The 14,666-nt window shown below is 68.9% G+C and carries 18 protein-coding genes; 10 read left to right on the top strand and 8 right to left on the bottom strand.

Going from position 1 to position 14,666, the window contains the following annotated elements; genetic code table 11:
• Positions 1 to 23 precede the first annotated feature (23 nt).
• Positions 24 to 968: an SH3 domain-containing protein gene (locus tag BWI15_RS31315; RefSeq protein WP_077018122.1), complete on the bottom strand. Its 945-nt coding sequence runs from the start codon at positions 966 to 968 to the stop codon at positions 24 to 26.
• Between the two features lie 235 nt (positions 969 to 1,203).
• Here BWI15_RS31315 and BWI15_RS31310 point away from each other — a divergent pair, with 235 nt between their 5' ends.
• From BWI15_RS31310 to BWI15_RS31305, 3 genes are all read left to right on the top strand, one after another.
• A complete protein-coding gene (locus BWI15_RS31310; protein ID WP_077018121.1) occupies positions 1,204 to 1,977 on the top strand; it encodes an enoyl-CoA hydratase/isomerase family protein in 774 nt (257 codons plus the stop codon).
• Positions 1,978 to 2,074: 97 nt separating this feature from the next.
• Positions 2,075 to 2,230 (top strand): DUF6131 family protein, encoded by a 156-nt coding sequence (locus BWI15_RS39600; protein WP_168197405.1) that lies wholly within the window; start codon positions 2,075 to 2,077, stop codon positions 2,228 to 2,230.
• 95 nt (positions 2,231 to 2,325) lie between these two features.
• Complete coding sequence (locus BWI15_RS31305) at positions 2,326 to 2,673, top strand: YciI family protein (RefSeq protein WP_077018120.1); 348 nt, start codon at positions 2,326 to 2,328, stop codon at positions 2,671 to 2,673.
• Here the strand turns inward: BWI15_RS31305 and BWI15_RS31300 are convergent.
• The gene (locus tag BWI15_RS31300) at positions 2,670 to 4,058 is read right to left on the bottom strand and encodes an MFS transporter (protein ID WP_077018119.1); all 1,389 of its coding nucleotides are present in this window, start codon (positions 4,056 to 4,058) and stop codon (positions 2,670 to 2,672) included. The genes BWI15_RS31305 and BWI15_RS31300 overlap by 4 nt on opposite strands.
• Positions 4,059 to 4,238: 180 nt before the next feature.
• Here BWI15_RS31300 and BWI15_RS31295 point away from each other — a divergent pair, with 180 nt between their 5' ends.
• From BWI15_RS31295 to BWI15_RS31280, 4 genes are all read left to right on the top strand, one after another.
• Positions 4,239 to 4,595, top strand: a complete 357-nt coding sequence (locus BWI15_RS31295) for a YciI family protein (RefSeq protein ID WP_237771642.1) — start codon at positions 4,239 to 4,241, stop codon at positions 4,593 to 4,595.
• A 49-nt stretch (positions 4,596 to 4,644) separates the two neighbouring features.
• Positions 4,645 to 5,880: an RNA polymerase sigma factor gene (locus tag BWI15_RS31290; protein ID WP_083751121.1), complete on the top strand. Its 1,236-nt coding sequence runs from the start codon at positions 4,645 to 4,647 to the stop codon at positions 5,878 to 5,880.
• Positions 5,881 to 5,921: 41 nt separating this feature from the next.
• Positions 5,922 to 6,518 carry a class I SAM-dependent methyltransferase gene (locus BWI15_RS31285; RefSeq protein ID WP_077018118.1) on the top strand — a complete coding sequence of 199 codons (597 nt, stop codon included), beginning with the start codon at positions 5,922 to 5,924 and terminating at the stop codon, positions 6,516 to 6,518.
• A gap of 145 nt (positions 6,519 to 6,663) precedes the next feature.
• On the top strand, positions 6,664 to 6,876 hold the full coding sequence (locus BWI15_RS31280) for a hypothetical protein (RefSeq protein ID WP_077018117.1): 213 nt from the start codon (positions 6,664 to 6,666) through the stop codon (positions 6,874 to 6,876).
• 84 nt (positions 6,877 to 6,960) lie between these two features.
• Here BWI15_RS31280 and BWI15_RS31275 read toward each other — a convergent pair whose 3' ends face one another.
• Both BWI15_RS31275 and BWI15_RS31270 read right to left on the bottom strand, forming a co-directional pair.
• Positions 6,961 to 7,716: a class I SAM-dependent methyltransferase gene (locus tag BWI15_RS31275; RefSeq protein ID WP_077018116.1), complete on the bottom strand. Its 756-nt coding sequence runs from the start codon at positions 7,714 to 7,716 to the stop codon at positions 6,961 to 6,963.
• A gap of 189 nt (positions 7,717 to 7,905) precedes the next feature.
• Positions 7,906 to 8,430: a hypothetical protein gene (locus BWI15_RS31270; RefSeq protein ID WP_077018115.1), complete on the bottom strand. Its 525-nt coding sequence runs from the start codon at positions 8,428 to 8,430 to the stop codon at positions 7,906 to 7,908.
• Between the two features lie 313 nt (positions 8,431 to 8,743).
• Here BWI15_RS31270 and BWI15_RS31265 point away from each other — a divergent pair, with 313 nt between their 5' ends.
• The gene (locus tag BWI15_RS31265; protein WP_143466027.1) at positions 8,744 to 9,100 is read left to right on the top strand and encodes a hypothetical protein; all 357 of its coding nucleotides are present in this window, start codon (positions 8,744 to 8,746) and stop codon (positions 9,098 to 9,100) included.
• Positions 9,101 to 9,686: 586 nt separating this feature from the next.
• On the opposite strand, the gene BWI15_RS31260 is transcribed toward BWI15_RS31265, so the two are convergent.
• A complete protein-coding gene (locus BWI15_RS31260; protein ID WP_143466025.1) occupies positions 9,687 to 10,268 on the bottom strand; it encodes a hypothetical protein in 582 nt (193 codons plus the stop codon).
• Positions 10,269 to 10,402: 134 nt separating this feature from the next.
• Here BWI15_RS31260 and BWI15_RS31255 point away from each other — a divergent pair, with 134 nt between their 5' ends.
• The gene (locus BWI15_RS31255) at positions 10,403 to 11,104 is read left to right on the top strand and encodes a hypothetical protein (protein ID WP_077018112.1); all 702 of its coding nucleotides are present in this window, start codon (positions 10,403 to 10,405) and stop codon (positions 11,102 to 11,104) included.
• A gap of 6 nt (positions 11,105 to 11,110) precedes the next feature.
• On the opposite strand, the gene BWI15_RS31250 is transcribed toward BWI15_RS31255, so the two are convergent.
• Together BWI15_RS31250 and BWI15_RS31245 are read right to left on the bottom strand one after the other, a co-directional pair.
• Entirely contained in the window at positions 11,111 to 11,662 is a 552-nt protein-coding gene (locus BWI15_RS31250) for a DUF4240 domain-containing protein (RefSeq protein ID WP_077018111.1), read from the bottom strand.
• Positions 11,663 to 11,904: 242 nt separating this feature from the next.
• Positions 11,905 to 12,852 (bottom strand): aldo/keto reductase, encoded by a 948-nt coding sequence (locus BWI15_RS31245; RefSeq protein WP_077018110.1) that lies wholly within the window; start codon positions 12,850 to 12,852, stop codon positions 11,905 to 11,907.
• Between the two features lie 104 nt (positions 12,853 to 12,956).
• Between BWI15_RS31245 and BWI15_RS31240 the strand changes: the two genes are divergently transcribed.
• The gene (locus BWI15_RS31240; protein WP_077018109.1) at positions 12,957 to 13,529 is read left to right on the top strand and encodes a transglutaminase-like domain-containing protein; all 573 of its coding nucleotides are present in this window, start codon (positions 12,957 to 12,959) and stop codon (positions 13,527 to 13,529) included.
• A 3-nt stretch (positions 13,530 to 13,532) separates the two neighbouring features.
• Here BWI15_RS31240 and BWI15_RS31235 read toward each other — a convergent pair whose 3' ends face one another.
• Positions 13,533 to 14,573: a LacI family DNA-binding transcriptional regulator gene (locus BWI15_RS31235; RefSeq protein WP_077018108.1), complete on the bottom strand. Its 1,041-nt coding sequence runs from the start codon at positions 14,571 to 14,573 to the stop codon at positions 13,533 to 13,535.
• Between the last annotated feature and the right edge of the window lie 93 nt (positions 14,574 to 14,666).

Raw genomic sequence — 14,666 nt, 5'->3', positions numbered from 1 at the left:
CGGTCGATGGCCCCGAGTGGTGACTAAGCCGTGCCCTGGTTGCCGTAGACGGTGACGTGCACGTGGTCGAAGTGGTTGGCGGTCGCGCCACCCCGGTCCTCCATGGCGCGCCAGCCGTCGCTGCTGCGCTGCACGGTCCAGATCCGCTGCTCCCAGATGACCTCGCTGACGCCGAGCTCCTTGGCGTGCGAGCGCACGTACGCCGCGATCTCGTCGCCGGTGGAGCCGGTGACCATGATGTCCAGCGCGCGGCCGGTGCCGTGCTCGCCGTCGTCGCCGGAGCGCACACCGCCGTATGACGAGACCGAGGGGAACAGCGCGCAGACCGCGCGGTGCACCCGGATCGCGTCGGCGGTCAGGCCGTCCTCGACGCCGGAGCCGGACTTGCAGGCCGCGGACGAGACGCCGTTGTCGGCGCTCTCGGGGTCCGTGCCGGCCTCGACGGCCTTCTCGACCGGCTTGGTGGCGGCCAGGAACTCGGCCTTGACCCAGCGGGACGCGCCGTTGCGGACGATCTCGGCCCAGATGCCCTTGACCTTGCCGGTGACCGAGACCTTGGTGCCCTTGGACAGCACGGTCAGCAGCGCGCCCTTGGACTCCGGAGCGGTCCAGACGTTCAGATCGGTGGTGGTGTACTTGCTGCCGATGATCTTCGGCGGCAGCGCCTGCACGGTCTCGGCGGCGCGGGTCTTCACCGACTTGGTCGGGATCGGCGCCTGCTTCTTCAGGTGCTTGGCGGCCGGCGGCGCCTTCGGCTTGGCCGTGGGCGGGGTGCTCGGCTTCAGATTGAGCGAGGGGCGGTAGGCGTCCCGGCTGGTCTGGGACTCACGCGCCAGCTGCAGGGGAGAGCTGGCGAGCGGGGTCTCGACCGTCGGGGCCTGGTCGGGGAAAGCACCTGCCGACCCGGTGGCCAACAGTGCCACCGCCGCACCGGGGACCGCGACCTTCACGATGCCGGGGCGGATCACCTTGCGGTGAGGTTGACGATGTCGTGCCTGTCTATGCCGTCCTTCAGCCACTGATATTCCCAATCTGCCGAGACCAAAACGTTATCGACCGGAGGAGTCAAGCACACAAACCGGCCTGTCGCACAACTCGGCACGAGTTTTAACGCATTACGTACGTCGTACCGCTCGAAAGCGCGGTCAGCGGATGTGACCTGGCAGGCGGCGGCAGCGCGTGTGCTCTGTTTGACTGCGAGTCATGAACCAGGGCTTCAGCATCGTGACCGGTGAGGTGTCCCGGTTGGTGATCGACCGGGTGGACAAGCGCAACGCCCTGACCCGCCAGATGTGGGAGGCGCTGCCCGGACTGCTCGAGCCGCTCGCCGCCGACCCCGCGGTCAAGGTGCTGGTGGTCTCCGGCGCCGGACCGACGTTCTCGGCGGGAGCGGACATCACCGAGCTGGTCGCCGGGACCGATCCGAACGACCCGATGGCCGAGATCCGGACCGCGAACCTGCGGGCGCAGGCGGCGCTGAGGCAGTTTCCGAAGCCGACGCTCGCAGTGATCCGCGGCCACTGCATCGGCGGCGGTCTGGAGATCGCGGTCAACTGCGACTTCCGGTTCGCGGCCCACGGCAGCACGCTCGGCGTCACGCCGGCGCGGATCGGAGTGGTCTATCCACCGGCCGCGATCAAGGTCCTGCTCGACCTGGTCGGGCCGGCGACCACGAAGTACCTGCTGTTCAGCGGAGAGCTGCTGTCGGCCGGTCAGGCGGAGCTGAAGGGACTGGTCGACCGGGTCGTGGCCGCCGACGACCTGGACGTGGAAGTGGACGCGTTCGCGGCCAAGCTGGTCGCCCGGTCACAGCTGACGATCCGCTCGGCCAAGGAGACGGTGACCTCGCTGCTGGCCGGTGAGGACGCCGAACCGGCCGCGGACAAGCGGTACCAGGAGACGATCGCGAGCGGCGAACTGACCGAAGGTGTCCGCGCGTTCACCGGGAAACGGACTCCCCGATTCCGCTGGAATTGATTCAAACGATTGTTGGACGTTTGATCGGTTCACACCCCGGGGCACTGGTCTGGAGGGCCGCTTCCCGCCTGGGCGGCGTACGGACAAAGGAGAATTCATGCTCATCCTCGGACTGATCCTGCTCGTGCTGGGTCTGGTGCTGAAGATCTCGATCCTGTGGACGCTCGGGGTCATCCTGCTCGTGGTCGGAGCGGTGCTCTTCCTCCTCGGATCGACCGGTCGTGCTGTCGGGGGACGCAAACACTGGTTCTGATCGACGGGCCCTTCAGGGCCCGTGAACGGTTGAGCGACCGGACCCCGCAAGCGAACTGGCTTGCGGGGTCCGGTCTGTTCGTTAGCATCCGGAGGATGAAGTACCTGGTACTCATCTTCGGCGACACCGACACCACCTGGACCGGCTCCGGCGAGGACGTCGCGACGATCCGCGCCCTCACCGAGCTCAAGCACGAGCTGGCCGCGTCCGGCGAACTGGTCAGCTCCGAAGGCCTCGACTTCCCCAGCGCCGGCAAGGTCGTCCAGATCCGCGACGGCGTCCGGGTGGTCACCGACGGGCCGTTCGGCGAGGCGAAGGAGCAGATCGCGGGCTTCTTCATGATCGACACGTCCGACGAGCGGGCCCAAGAGATCGCCGGGCAGGTCTCCGCCGTCGTCGGCGACCGCGTCGAGTTGCGGGAAACCCTGCTCTCCGCGCCCTAAACCGCGACCAGCGCTCGTTTGCGGGTCACCAGCAGTGCGGCTCCGACGAGTCCTACTGCCACGAACGCCCAGCACGCTGCGAAAGCCACCTGGTAGCCAGCGGTCAGTGCAGCCGGCGAGGAGCCGCTGGTGTGAGCCGTAGCGACAGCAGACAGTACGGCGATGCCGACCGCCCCGCCGATCTGGAAGCAGGCGTTCTGCAGCCCCGACGCGACACCGGAGTCGTCCCCGGCCACGTCCCCGAGTGCGGCGATGGCCCCGGCGACCGTACCGGCGCCCAGACCCGCGCCGAAGATCGCGAGCCCCCAGAAGGCCAGCTCGAAGTAGCCGGAGTCGATGGTCAGCCGGCTCATCCCAGTCGCGCCCACACCGGTCAGCAGCAGCGATCCAACGGCGACCGGACGGGTGCCGATCCGGGTCACCAGGTTCTGGCCGACCATCGAGCCGCAAACCGCTGCGGCCGCCAGAACCGACGACATCAGCCCGTACCGGATCGCCGAGAGACCGAGTGCGAGCTGGGCGTACTGGGTGTAGACGAAGTTCAGGCCGAAGGCGCCGAGGCCGAAGGCGATCGTGATCAGATTCCCGCCGACCAGTGCGCGCGATCGGAACAGCCGCAGCGGTAGCAGTGGAGCGGACGATCGCTGCTCCACCAGTACGAACAGGGCGAACAGAGCCGCCGAGACGAGAGCCAGCAGCGTGGTGCGACCAGCGGACGACTCGGGCGCCTGGATCACGGCGTACACGAGCACTATGAGTCCAGCGGTCACGGTGAGCGCGCCGGTGAAGTCGAAGCCGCGCTTGCCGGGACCACGGCTGTCCTGCAGCAGCACAGGCGCCAGTGCGATCACCAGCAGGCAGACGGGCACGTTGATGAAGAAGATCCACTGCCAGCCGAGTCCATCCGTCACTGGACCGCCGATCAGCGATCCGGCCGTGCCACCGACACCACTGGTCGCTCCCCAGATGCCCAGCGCCTTGTTGCGCTCCGGGCCGTCCGGGAACGTGGTCATCACGATGGACAGCGCACTGGGAGCCAGTACGGCGGCCGCGATGCCCTGCAGGCCACGAGCCAGGACCAGCGCATCACCACTCCAGGCGAAGCCACACAGCAGGGACGAGCCGGCGAAGACGGCCAGTCCAGCGATCAGGACTCGCCGCCGGCCCAGCAGGTCGGACACCCGGCCGCCGAGCAGCAGCAGACCGCCGAACATCAGGGCGTAGCCGCTCGGCACCCACTGCACCCCGCCGGTCGAGAAGGTCAGGTCGCGTTCCATCGACGGCACGGCGACCAGCACGATCGAAGCGTCGAGAATGATCATGAAACCGGTCAGGCAGAGCAGGGCCAGCGCTGCCCAGCGCCTCGGATCAGGTGCGTTCTGCATGGGTCCTCCAGTACGGCGCGACGCCCGGGCCGGGCGTCGCTCTCACCGGGGACGTCGGGGCCGTAGGGGGTCACCTCGACATGACCGCCGTTGTCGAATCGGCGGCGCCCGTTCCGACGTACCGGGTGAGAGGGGGTCACAGAGACCTCGCTGACCGTCAGGATGGTGACCGTGAAGTACATGCTGCTGATCTACTCCAACCCGGAGAGCTGGGCGGGGCTGTCCGCCGAGCAGCGGGAGGACCTGTCCCGCTCCCACCAGGAGCTGACGCGTGAACTCACCGAGCAGGGCCTGCTGGTCAGTGCGGCCGGTCTGGCCGACCCGATCACCAGCCGGACGATCTGGGTGGACGCCGACAACACCCGCAGCACCACCGACGGCCCGTACGCCGAGGCCAAGGAGCACCTGGCCGGCTTCTACCTGGTGGAGTGCGAAAACATCGACCAGGCGATCGAGTACGCCGCGCGCATGCCGGACGCCGAGTACGTCGCGGTGGAGGTGCGCCCGGTGATGGACGCGTCCGGGCTGGAGATGTGAGCAGGACGGCGCTCGATCGCGCCGCGGCGGAGCGAAGCGAGGTGAGCGGGTGAGCGACTTCGAGATGCTGCTGCGGGAGCAGGCACCGCAGGTGCTCAGCGCGCTGGTCCGGCACTACGGGCACTTCGACCTGGCCGAGGAAGCGGTTCAGGAGGCGTTGCTCGCCGCGTCCCAGCAGTGGCCGGGCGAGGGAGTGCCGGACAACCCGCGGGGCTGGCTGATCCGGGTCGGGTCGCGGCGGCTGACCGACCTGCTCCGCAGCGAGTCGGCGCGGCGCAAACGCGAGGAGAACGCGGCGACGATGGCGTCGCCGGAGGAGTTCGTCGCTCCCAGTCCGGAGATCGACGACCTGGGCGGGCGGGACGACACGCTGACCCTGCTGTTCCTGTGCTGCCACCCGTCGCTGTCGCCCGCCTCGCAGATCGCGCTGACGCTGCGCGCCGTCGGCGGTCTCACCACCGCGCAGATCGCGGCGGCGTTTTTGGTGCCTGAGGCAACAATGGCGCAGCGGATCAGCCGCGCCAAGCGGAGCATCAAGCAGGCCGGTTCGACGTTCGAGATGCCGCCGGAGGCCGAGCGGGACGCGCGGATGGGCGCGGTGCTGCACGTGCTCTACCTGATCTTCAACGAGGGCTACACCGCCTCGTCCGGCGACGACCTGCACAGCGCCGAGCTGACCACCGAGGCGATCCGGCTGGCCCGCGGCGTACGGCGCCTGCTGCCGGACGACGGGGAGGTGGCCGGCCTGCTCGCGCTGATGCTGCTCACCGACGCCCGGCGGCCGGCCCGGACCGCGCCCGACGGTTCGCTGATCCCGTTGGCCGAGCAGGACCGGTCGAAGTGGAACGAGGCGGCCATCGCCGAGGGGGAGCAGCTGGTCTCGGACGCGCTGGCCCGGACGCAGCTCGGGCCGTACCAGGTGCAGGCGGCGATCGCAGCCGTGCACGGAACGGCCAAGCGGGCCGAGGACACCGACTGGCGGCAGATCGTCGCGCTCTACCAGGTGCTGGAGCAGATCTCGGACAACCCGATGGTCCGGCTCAATCACGCGGTCGCGGTCGGCATGGCCGTCGGCCCGAAGGAGGGCCTGGCGCTGCTCGAGCCGCTGGACACGGACGGCCGGATGAAGGACCACCACCGACTGGAGGCGGTCCGGGCCCACCTGCTGGAGATGTCCGGCGACTTGGACGGCGCTCGGGCGAGCTACCTGCTGGCGGCCCGGCGTACGACGTCGATGCCGGAGCGCGACTACCTGCAGAAACGGGCCGACCAGATCAGCTCCTGAGCGTGGTCGGTTTGTCCCCGGCCACCTCTAGGGTCGGCCGGGTGACTGACTACCTCGCCGACATCGCCTGGTCCTACGACAACGTCGCGGTCTCGTACGCCGAACGCGTCGTCGACCCCGCCGACGGCGAACCGGACGCCTTCGACCTGCTGGCGTCGCTGTCCGGCGCCGGCCCGGTTCTCGACGCCGGCTGCGGTCCGGGCCGCACCACCGCTTCGCTGGCCGAGCGCGGCCTGGACGTGATCGGCGTCGACCTGTCCCCCGGCATGATCGAGGTCGCCCGCCGCGACCACCCGTCGCTCGACTTCCGGGTCGGCTCGATGACAGCCCTCGACCTACCGGACGCCGCCCTCGGCGCGATCGTGTCCTGGTGGTCGATCATCCACCTGCCCCGCGACGTCGTCCCGACCGCCTTCGCCGAGTTCCACCGAGTGCTCACTCCCGGCGGGGTTCTCATGCTCGGGTTCCACGCGGGCTCGGAGTCGACCCACAAGACCTCCGGCTACGGCGGCCACCCGATGAACATCCACGTCCACCGCTGGACCGCCCCCGCGCTGACCGAACTCGCCGTCGCCGCGGGCTTCACGCCGTACCCGCTGGACTTCGCTGCCGAGGACCGTCTGCTGTTCCGGCGGTAGCGTCGACCGGAGGCTCGGCCGCTGAAGGCCAGTTCTGCATGGCGGGATCGTGCTGGCCGGGAGCGGGTGTCTCGGTCGACGGCCGGTTCAGCTTCGAAGCGCTCGTGTGACGGGAGTTGCCCCGTGCTCTGGCTATAACTCTGGCATGCGCAACTACCTGACGGCGAAAGCTCCTTGGTGGCTTCTCGTGCTGATCCATGGCGGTACTTTCTGGATCGTCACCATGATCGGCAAAGCGCTGGCGCCCTCGTGGTGGCCGGCTGGCTACATGTGGGGTGCGCTCGCCGCTGCCTTCTTCGGCCTCTTCACGGCCACGCTGACCGTCGGGTCACGCAACCGCGGGGCTGAGAAAGACTGACAGCTGACGTCCTGATGAACTCCCGACAGTTGAGCAGTCTCGTGCCCCCGTCCGAGGCCAGTTAGAGGGTTGTCTGCCGATGGTCTATACCTTGCTCGCCACCACCATGTAGTTCTCGGCCTCAGGGTCGTACGTGCTCGTTTCCGGCCGGAGTCCGACCTGGCGCAACTCGGCTGCGAGTGCGTCGTACGGGTAGGGCCAGCACGACAGCAGTTCCGAGCGGACAAGAACCGACCCAGCCGCATCAACTTCCGCGATCGCAATCTCGATGTGGTGCTCCTCCTCCCACTGTGACGCAATTTCCCAGCGGTAGACCACGACGGCATTGCGCCCGTTGCGGCGGACAAGACGGTTACTGATGTCCAGGCGGGAACCTCTGGCCCTCACCAGTTCCCAGGTGCGGGAGGTGAGTACCAAGCGCCCGCCACGGCGCAGGAGCCGTGACATCGACTCCAGAGCAGCAACCCTGCCTGTCGCGCCCTCGGCATGGTGCAGCGAGTTGCCCACGCAGAACACCATGTCGAAGGTGTCGTCCTCGAAATGGTCGGGCAACTCTTGCCAGTCCGCCCGCACTGTCCGGACAGGTGCCCTGAATTCGTCGGACAGCTCCGCGGTCCGACGAACCATCGCTTCGCTGGCGTCAGTTGCGACCACCTGCATGCCACGACCGGCGAGGCCGACCGCCAACTGTCCGGTTCCGCACGAACAATCGAGGACGTGAGCGTTCGGCGGCAGGAGACTGAGGACGTCGTCGAACGACGCAGCGAACTCGGCCGGAGTCAGCTTTGCATCCGAGATGAGCCACTCGTACACCTCGGCAAGCGCGTTGTAGCTCGTCACAACTACTACCTCCGACACGGGGCAACTCACGGTCGCACATCAGTAGATCAGCGGAACAAGTCGGTTCACCAATGGTTTTGCAACATCCAGGCCGAATCCCCAGCGGCGTCGGATGCGAACCAATGGAACTCGGCCCTGGCCAGCAGAACGTCACGAACCGTGGGGCGGCCGGGTCGCCCGGCTGGACTGCTAGCGGCGTTGTCGGGCTCGCCGGCTGTGGATTCCCAGCGCGGTCAGGAGCAGAAGGCTGCCTATCAACAGGGGTGTGGCGATGGCGACGTACAGGCGTCCTTCACGGGCTTGGGAGGGCGACCGGGGGCCGGTTCGTTCGCCGTGGCTGCGGCGGAGGTCGTCCACGATCGCTTCGATCTGGGTGCGGTCGGATTCGTCCAAGGAGCCGTCCGCAGCCAAGGCGGTGGCCTTGGAAACGATCAGGTTGACGTCGGCTTCCTTGAACGGCCCGACCGCTCCGCCCTTGGCCGCCAGCCACGGCGATGGCGTTGCGAGCTTGACCGTGCAGGCCATCTGCGAGCCCTGGAACTTGTTGAGGTACAGGGTGTTCTCGCTACAGTCGTCGTTCTGGTCGCCATAGCCGACCTGGTAGGCGCTCTTCGGTGTCGCGCTCCCCGCCACCCAGCCGATGGAGCCCCAGACGACGGCCGCCGCCGAGATCACCGCCAAGTAGAACGCCGCCCGGACCACGGTCACACGCATATCTTCAATTACAGCAGAAAGTTCCTCCGCAGGCGCCGCTCGTCACGAGCCAGGAAGCTGCTACCGCCGCGGTACTGGATCCGCAACCAGGATCCGACCCGGATCGCGATCGCTCGGTGCTCGTGCAACGAAGGAGCCGCGGTTCACTCCGACCTGGCCTGGCTGGACTCTGTGTGGGAAGGCGTTGATCATCGCGAGCACTGGTTCCTTGCCGACCAGTTGGACAGCGCGCAGGTACGGGCGCAGTACGGGCAGTGCGACGACAGCCGCGGTTCGTAGCCTGGGTCGTCCGAGACCCGTCGAAGGAGCGTTCGTGAAGTTGCCCGTACGAAGTGTGTCGATGCCGAACCGAGCGGCGTCGATGGTCCTGCTGCTCACCGCGGTGAGCCTGTCCCTGACGGTCGGCACCACCACCGCGGCCGAGGCTCGCGAGCCGTCCCCGCCGACCAACTGCAGCTCAGGCGTCGACCGCCGCGTCAAAGCGTGGGCGCAGTGCACGTCCGGCTACGGGACCTACCGGGTCTGGGCCCGCTGCAACTGGAGCGCCTCGACGCTGTACGGCCAGTGGAAGGCACCGAGCAGACTCGGGGAGTCGTCCGTGTTCTGCGTGACCCCCACCAACCAGGCCGGCATCGTCATGGCCTACGGCATTCAGAAGCGCGACGGCTGAGTCGGTCGGCCGTACAGACCACGCGGCGCTGCGCGCTCCCTTACAGGCCGCTGCTGGACAGCCTCCGGGTAGTCGACACGCCGCTTCGGAGCACGAGTTTCAGTTCCGCTATCTCGGCGGGTTCGGTCGGTGCGCGCACCGCCGTCCTGCTGGTCGACGTTGGACTCATCGAAATGCGGCAAGGTGTTGGCGCCTTCGTCCTGCGTACCGAGGCGGCCGCTCGGGCGGCCGACGTTCTGGCCGAGCTGCGATCAGCGCCCGCAGCGCTCAGCAGAGCGATCGCTGCCCTCGAGAAGGCAGGGGTCAGCATTGCCCCCGCGTCCCATGGCGCATCTCCGCCTGGCGCCCGATCCGTGGCATCCGGCGAGAGTCGGTAGACACGGGAGTAGATAGCTCGGAAAGCCCGGGCGTCGTGCGTCGAAAACTTCAAGGTGAGCGAGCCCAGATCCGGACCGCCCGCCTGGTCTCCTTGAGGGCGTACGGGCCGGTCTCCGGCCAGCTCTACCGCGACACTCATGGACGGAGGTTACGGCTGTGCAGCTGATTGCCCTTTGCTGTCGCCTGATGGTTACAGCGCAGTCATGAGTCAGCACGTGCTCGCACGGAACGGCCGTGCGTGCTCTTTCAGTACCAATGTCGTGGTGTCGAAGCCCGATCGGTGGCTGCACCCCTCGAAGGTTGTCACCTCGATGGCGCGCGCATCGACGAACCGGAACGTCGGAACGACGGTTCCGCTGTCGAGGCCGTTGGGGCTGCCTCCGTCGTCGTACCAGACAACGGTTTCCTGCGACAGCAAACCGCGGTCACGTCGCAGCCGCACCTCGGATCCGGTGACGCCCCTGACGCGCACGAGTTCGTAGCGGCCGTCCGGTGACGCCGTCCGGTCTTGATCCGGCCCACGCGGCGACAGCTCGGCGGACACCCACGCGGTGCCCCCGGCGATCACCAATCCCAAAGAGCCGAGCACGACCGCGGCGATCGTGACGGCACGGCGTCGCCAGACAAGGACTGCCAAGGTCGCGGCGGCCGCTGCCGTCAGGCCGGTCGACGCGGCGGTCAGGAACCCCGCGTACCGAAGGTTGAACGGGTCCCACCGGGTCAGCACGCACGCCGGTACGAGGATCGCGACGGCCACCGCCAGCAACACGATCACCCGTCTACGGGACACGAATCACTCCTCCATGCGGCATTCCGCAAGCACCGATGGTAGTGAGCGATCGGGTCGCTGCCCGACAACCGCCTGCGGAACCGGCGCCGTACCGCCAGGTCGCGGTGGTCGGTGGGATGTGTCAGGTTTGGAGAGTGGACCTCACCAAGGCGTCGCTGCTGCGCGAGATGCTGACCGGCACCGAGCTCGGCACGCGGACCACGTCGTTCGCCCACTCGCTGCGGCGCTACACCACGCGTCGGGGCGGCCTGCTGCTGTTCGGGCCGCCCGAGGACGAGCCGTGGCACCTGACCGCGCACCTGGACGACGAGCTGCACCGGGCCGGGGTGGAGGACGTCCGGCCGTCGCTGGTCCGCTGGGCGCCGCCGCCGGACGCTCCGCCCCACCTGGCGATCGGACTGGACCGCCTGCGCGACTCGGGCAAGGGCGAGTCGCTGCTGGTGGTCTCCGAGGACACCCCGGCGGACACCCTGCTGGAGCGCATCGAGGACGTCCGCCGCCGTGGTACGACGATCTTCAGCATCGACAACGGCAACCGGGACCTGGCCTCGCTGTCGCACGAGTCGCTGGTCCCGGAGCTGCTCGTCCCCAGCGGCCTCGGCGGCTGGACGACCCACCAGGTGCTGCCCGACCGCGGCGACGAAGTGCTGGGCAGCACCGAGGACCAACTGCCCGACGAGACCCTCACAGCGCTGCGCGAGGCAGTCGCCGGTTTCGAGATGACCCAGCACCTGGTCAGCCTCGCCGCTGCCGACCCCGACGCCGGACAGGCCGGCTGGCGCCGCTCGCTGCGCACGTTCATCGAGCGCCTCGGCGGCGAACCGGCTCAGCCGTAGGGCCGGTCAGTCCTCCAGGTAGAGCGCCGCCAGCCGCGGGAACCGGACCGCGAGCTCGCCCTTGTCGTCGAAGTCGAACTCCTCACCGCCCGGCACGTCCGGCGAGTCCGGCGTACCGGCGTCGACCGCGGCCCAGTACGCCTTCTCCGACCCGGCGACCGCGCTGTAGGCCTCCGCCCCGACCGCGAGCATCGCCTCGCCGTCGAACAGGTCGCTGGTGTCGTCCAGGTCCTCGTCGATCACGTCGGCCAGCGAGTCCGGGTCGGCCAGCGCGGCCTCCCACGTCTCCCGCCCCTGCGCGATCAACCATCCACGGAAGTGGTCGAACCCGTCGTCACCCATCCCACCGTTGAGCAGGTACGCCGCACCCCACAGATCCCACCGGTACGCCTGGCCCATCAACAGCTCCAGCCGTACTCCGAACCCGGCGATCTCCTCGGCCGGCAACCCGCTCAACTCTTTGACCAACGCATCCGCGACGCCGTCCGGATCCGCGACCGTGTCGTCAACCTGCTCCCGGGCCGCATCCACCAGCCCCCAGAACCCATCGCTGTCCACCCCCAAAGCGTGTCACGAACCCGAGCTCAGGAGGATGCCTCATCTCGAATTCCGGCAGAGCTCGGCACGAGAATCTCGGCCGGACCGGTGGACGCGGGCGGCGTCGCACCCTCATGAGTAGCGCTCAACTCCGGCTGAGCAGCCACGGCGGAAGCGCCCGGATGAGTTCGGGCGCTACGCCTCCCGTCACGCAACGTGAAGACCTGAGCGCCGTCTCAACCGACGGCGAACACGGTCGGCCCTCACCACGCCTCGTCCAGGCGGGTGCGCAGCTCGGCAGGGAGAACCAGCCGGACCCCGGACAGGGCCTTCTCGAGCTGGGCAGGGGTGCTGACGCCGACCACGGGGGTGACGGCGGGAGAACCGCCGGTGAGCCAGGCGAGGACGACCTCGCTGCGGGTGACGCCGAGTTCGTCGGCTGCCTCGGTGAGAACCTCCAGGCGCCGGGTGGTGCCGGGGTGGTCGAAGGCCTCCTGGAACGGGCGGTCGGAGCGTTCGAAGCTGCCGGACATCAGCGGGCTGTAGGCGAACAGCTCCTGCTCGGGGTTCCGGTCGGCGTAGTCGAGCATCTCGTCGGTGATCCAGCCGAAGCGATGGTCGTGCGCCTTGTTGCGTACGAACGGGCGGGGCTGCAGGTACGAGTAGCGCATCTGCAGCGCGGTCGGGCCGGTGACGCCCAGACGCTCGGCGATACCGCGGGCCCGCTCCACCCGCCAGAGGGCGTAGTTGGACAGGCCGATCCGGCCCACCGTGCCGGCCGCGGCGTGCTTGCTGAAGGCGGCGACGGTCTCCTCCAGCGGCGTCTGCAGGTCGTCCCGGTGCGCCAGGTAGAGGTCGACGTGGTCGATGCCCATCCGCCGCAGCGAGGTCTCCAGTGCGTCGTCGATCACCTTCGCGGAGAGCCCCTGCGAGTGCTCGGGGAAGCTGCCGGGCCAGAGCGGCTCGCAGCCGACCTTGGTGGTCACCTTCACCCGCTCCCGTACGCCGGGCCGCTGGGCGAACCACCGGCCGAGCAGCTCCTCGCTCTGTCCGCCGTGCCCGCTCGGGTCCACCCAGAACGCGTAGCAGTCGGCGGTGTCGATCCACTCGCCCCCCGCGTCGACGTACTGGTCCAGCAGAGCGAACGACGTCCGCTCGTCGATCGACGTTCCGAACAGCATTGCGCCCAGCGACATCTTCAGATCAGTCATGCCCTCGACGATCTGATCCGGAGTGCACTCCAGGTCAAGATTGGCAATCAATAGTCGAGACGAACGGTTTCGCATGATGGACGCGCTCTGTCAGACTCCAAGCTGTGAACGACTTCCTGGCCTCGGACGAAGTCATCGACGCGACCCATCCGGACGTCACCGCCACCGCCGCCCGCCTCCGCCGCGACCACCCCGGTACGACGGACTTCGCGCGCGCCGCCTTCGAGTTCGCCCGCGACGAGGTGAAGCACTCGATGGACGTCGGCGATCCGCGCCCGACCGTCGCGGCGTCCGAGGTGCTCGGCCACGGCGCCGGCTTGTGCCATGGCAAGGCCCATCTGCTGACCGCTCTGCTGCGGGCCGAGGGCGTGCCGGCCGGCATCTGCTACCAGCGCCTGGCCGACGGCAAGGGCGGCTTCTTCCTGCACGGCCTGACCGCCGTACAGCTCGACGGGACCTGGTACCGGCAGGACCCGCGCGGCGACAAGCCCGGTGTGACCACCGAGTTCTCCATGACCGAGGAGCGGCTGGCCTACCAACCCGACGCGGCCCAGGGCGAAGCCGACCTCCCCGGCGTGTTCGCCACCGCGGATCCCGGACTTGTCGCAGCGCTCCGATCGACCGACGACGTCATCGAGCTCGTGGCGACCGGCGGTCTGCCCGGCGACCTCAGCTGACGGTCAGCGCGGGGTGTCGCCGCCGGAGTTCGCATCCGGGCGGCGGCCCTTGCCGCGCGTCGACGTCCGGACGACGAGCTCGGGCGTGAAGGTGACTCGCTGGTGCTCGTGGTCGGGATTGGACGACTCGTCGAGCAGCAACTCGGCGGCGGTCTTGCCCAGCAGCTGGCGTGGCTGCCGAACCGACGTCAGCGGTACGGCGGCCGCCGCGGCGAACTCGATGTCGTCGTAGCCGACGATCGCCAGGTCCTCCGGCACGCGCAGGCCGAGGCTGACGCATTGCTGCAGGAGTCCCAGCGCCAGCAGGTCGTTCGCGCAGAACGCGGCGGTCGGCCTGCGGTCTGCGGGAAGCCCGGCCAGTCGCTGACCGGCTCCGCGTCCCTCGGCCACGGTCAGCGCGGCAGTGGTGAGCTCGATCAGGTTCTCCGCGGGTAGTCCCGCTTCGGCCAGTGCGTTCCGGGCGCCCTCGCGGCGGTCGGTGACCTGGCCGATCGTGTTCGGGCCGCCGACGAAGGCGATCCGTTCGTGGCCGAGCTCGATCAGGTGGGTCAGCGCGACCTCGCCACCCAGGACGTCGTCCACCGCGACCGAGCAGTGCAGACCTTCGTCGAGCGCCCGGTCGACGACAACGACCGGCGTACCGCGCAGGGGCAGGGTCGTGATCCGGGGTGAGTGCGGGTCGATCGGCGTGATCAGCACGCCCTGGACGCGTTGCTGCTCGAGCAGATCGAGATAGTCCGCCTCGCGGGCCGCGTCCTCGTTGCTGTTGCAGAGGAAGACCGACAGCCCGGCCTCGCGCGCCGCCTCCTCCACGCCCTTGGCGACGTCGGTGAAGAACGGGTTGCCGGCGTCGAGCATCAGGTACGCCAGGATCCGGCTGCTGCCCGCGCGAAGCTGACGGGCCGACTCGTTGCGGACGAAGCCGAGCGACTCCATCGCCGCCTCGACCTTGGCTCTGGTGGCGGGGCTGACCATCTCCGGACGGTTGAGCACGTTCGAGACGGTCCCGAGCGAGACTCCGGCCGCCGCGGCCACGTCCTTCACTCCGGCTGCACCTCGCCCGCGGCCGCGCCCGGCAACCCGAGCGCCGGGGGCCGCGGTCTCACCCGGTACGGCGGTGCGCGACGCGGTGGCCGG

The sequence above is a fragment of the Kribbella sp. ALI-6-A genome (assembly GCF_001984195.1).
Classification (GTDB): Bacteria; Actinomycetota; Actinomycetes; order Propionibacteriales; family Kribbellaceae; genus Kribbella.
The sequence above is the reverse complement of the archived record's forward strand: the minus strand, read 5'-3'. Positions and strand labels throughout refer to the sequence as shown.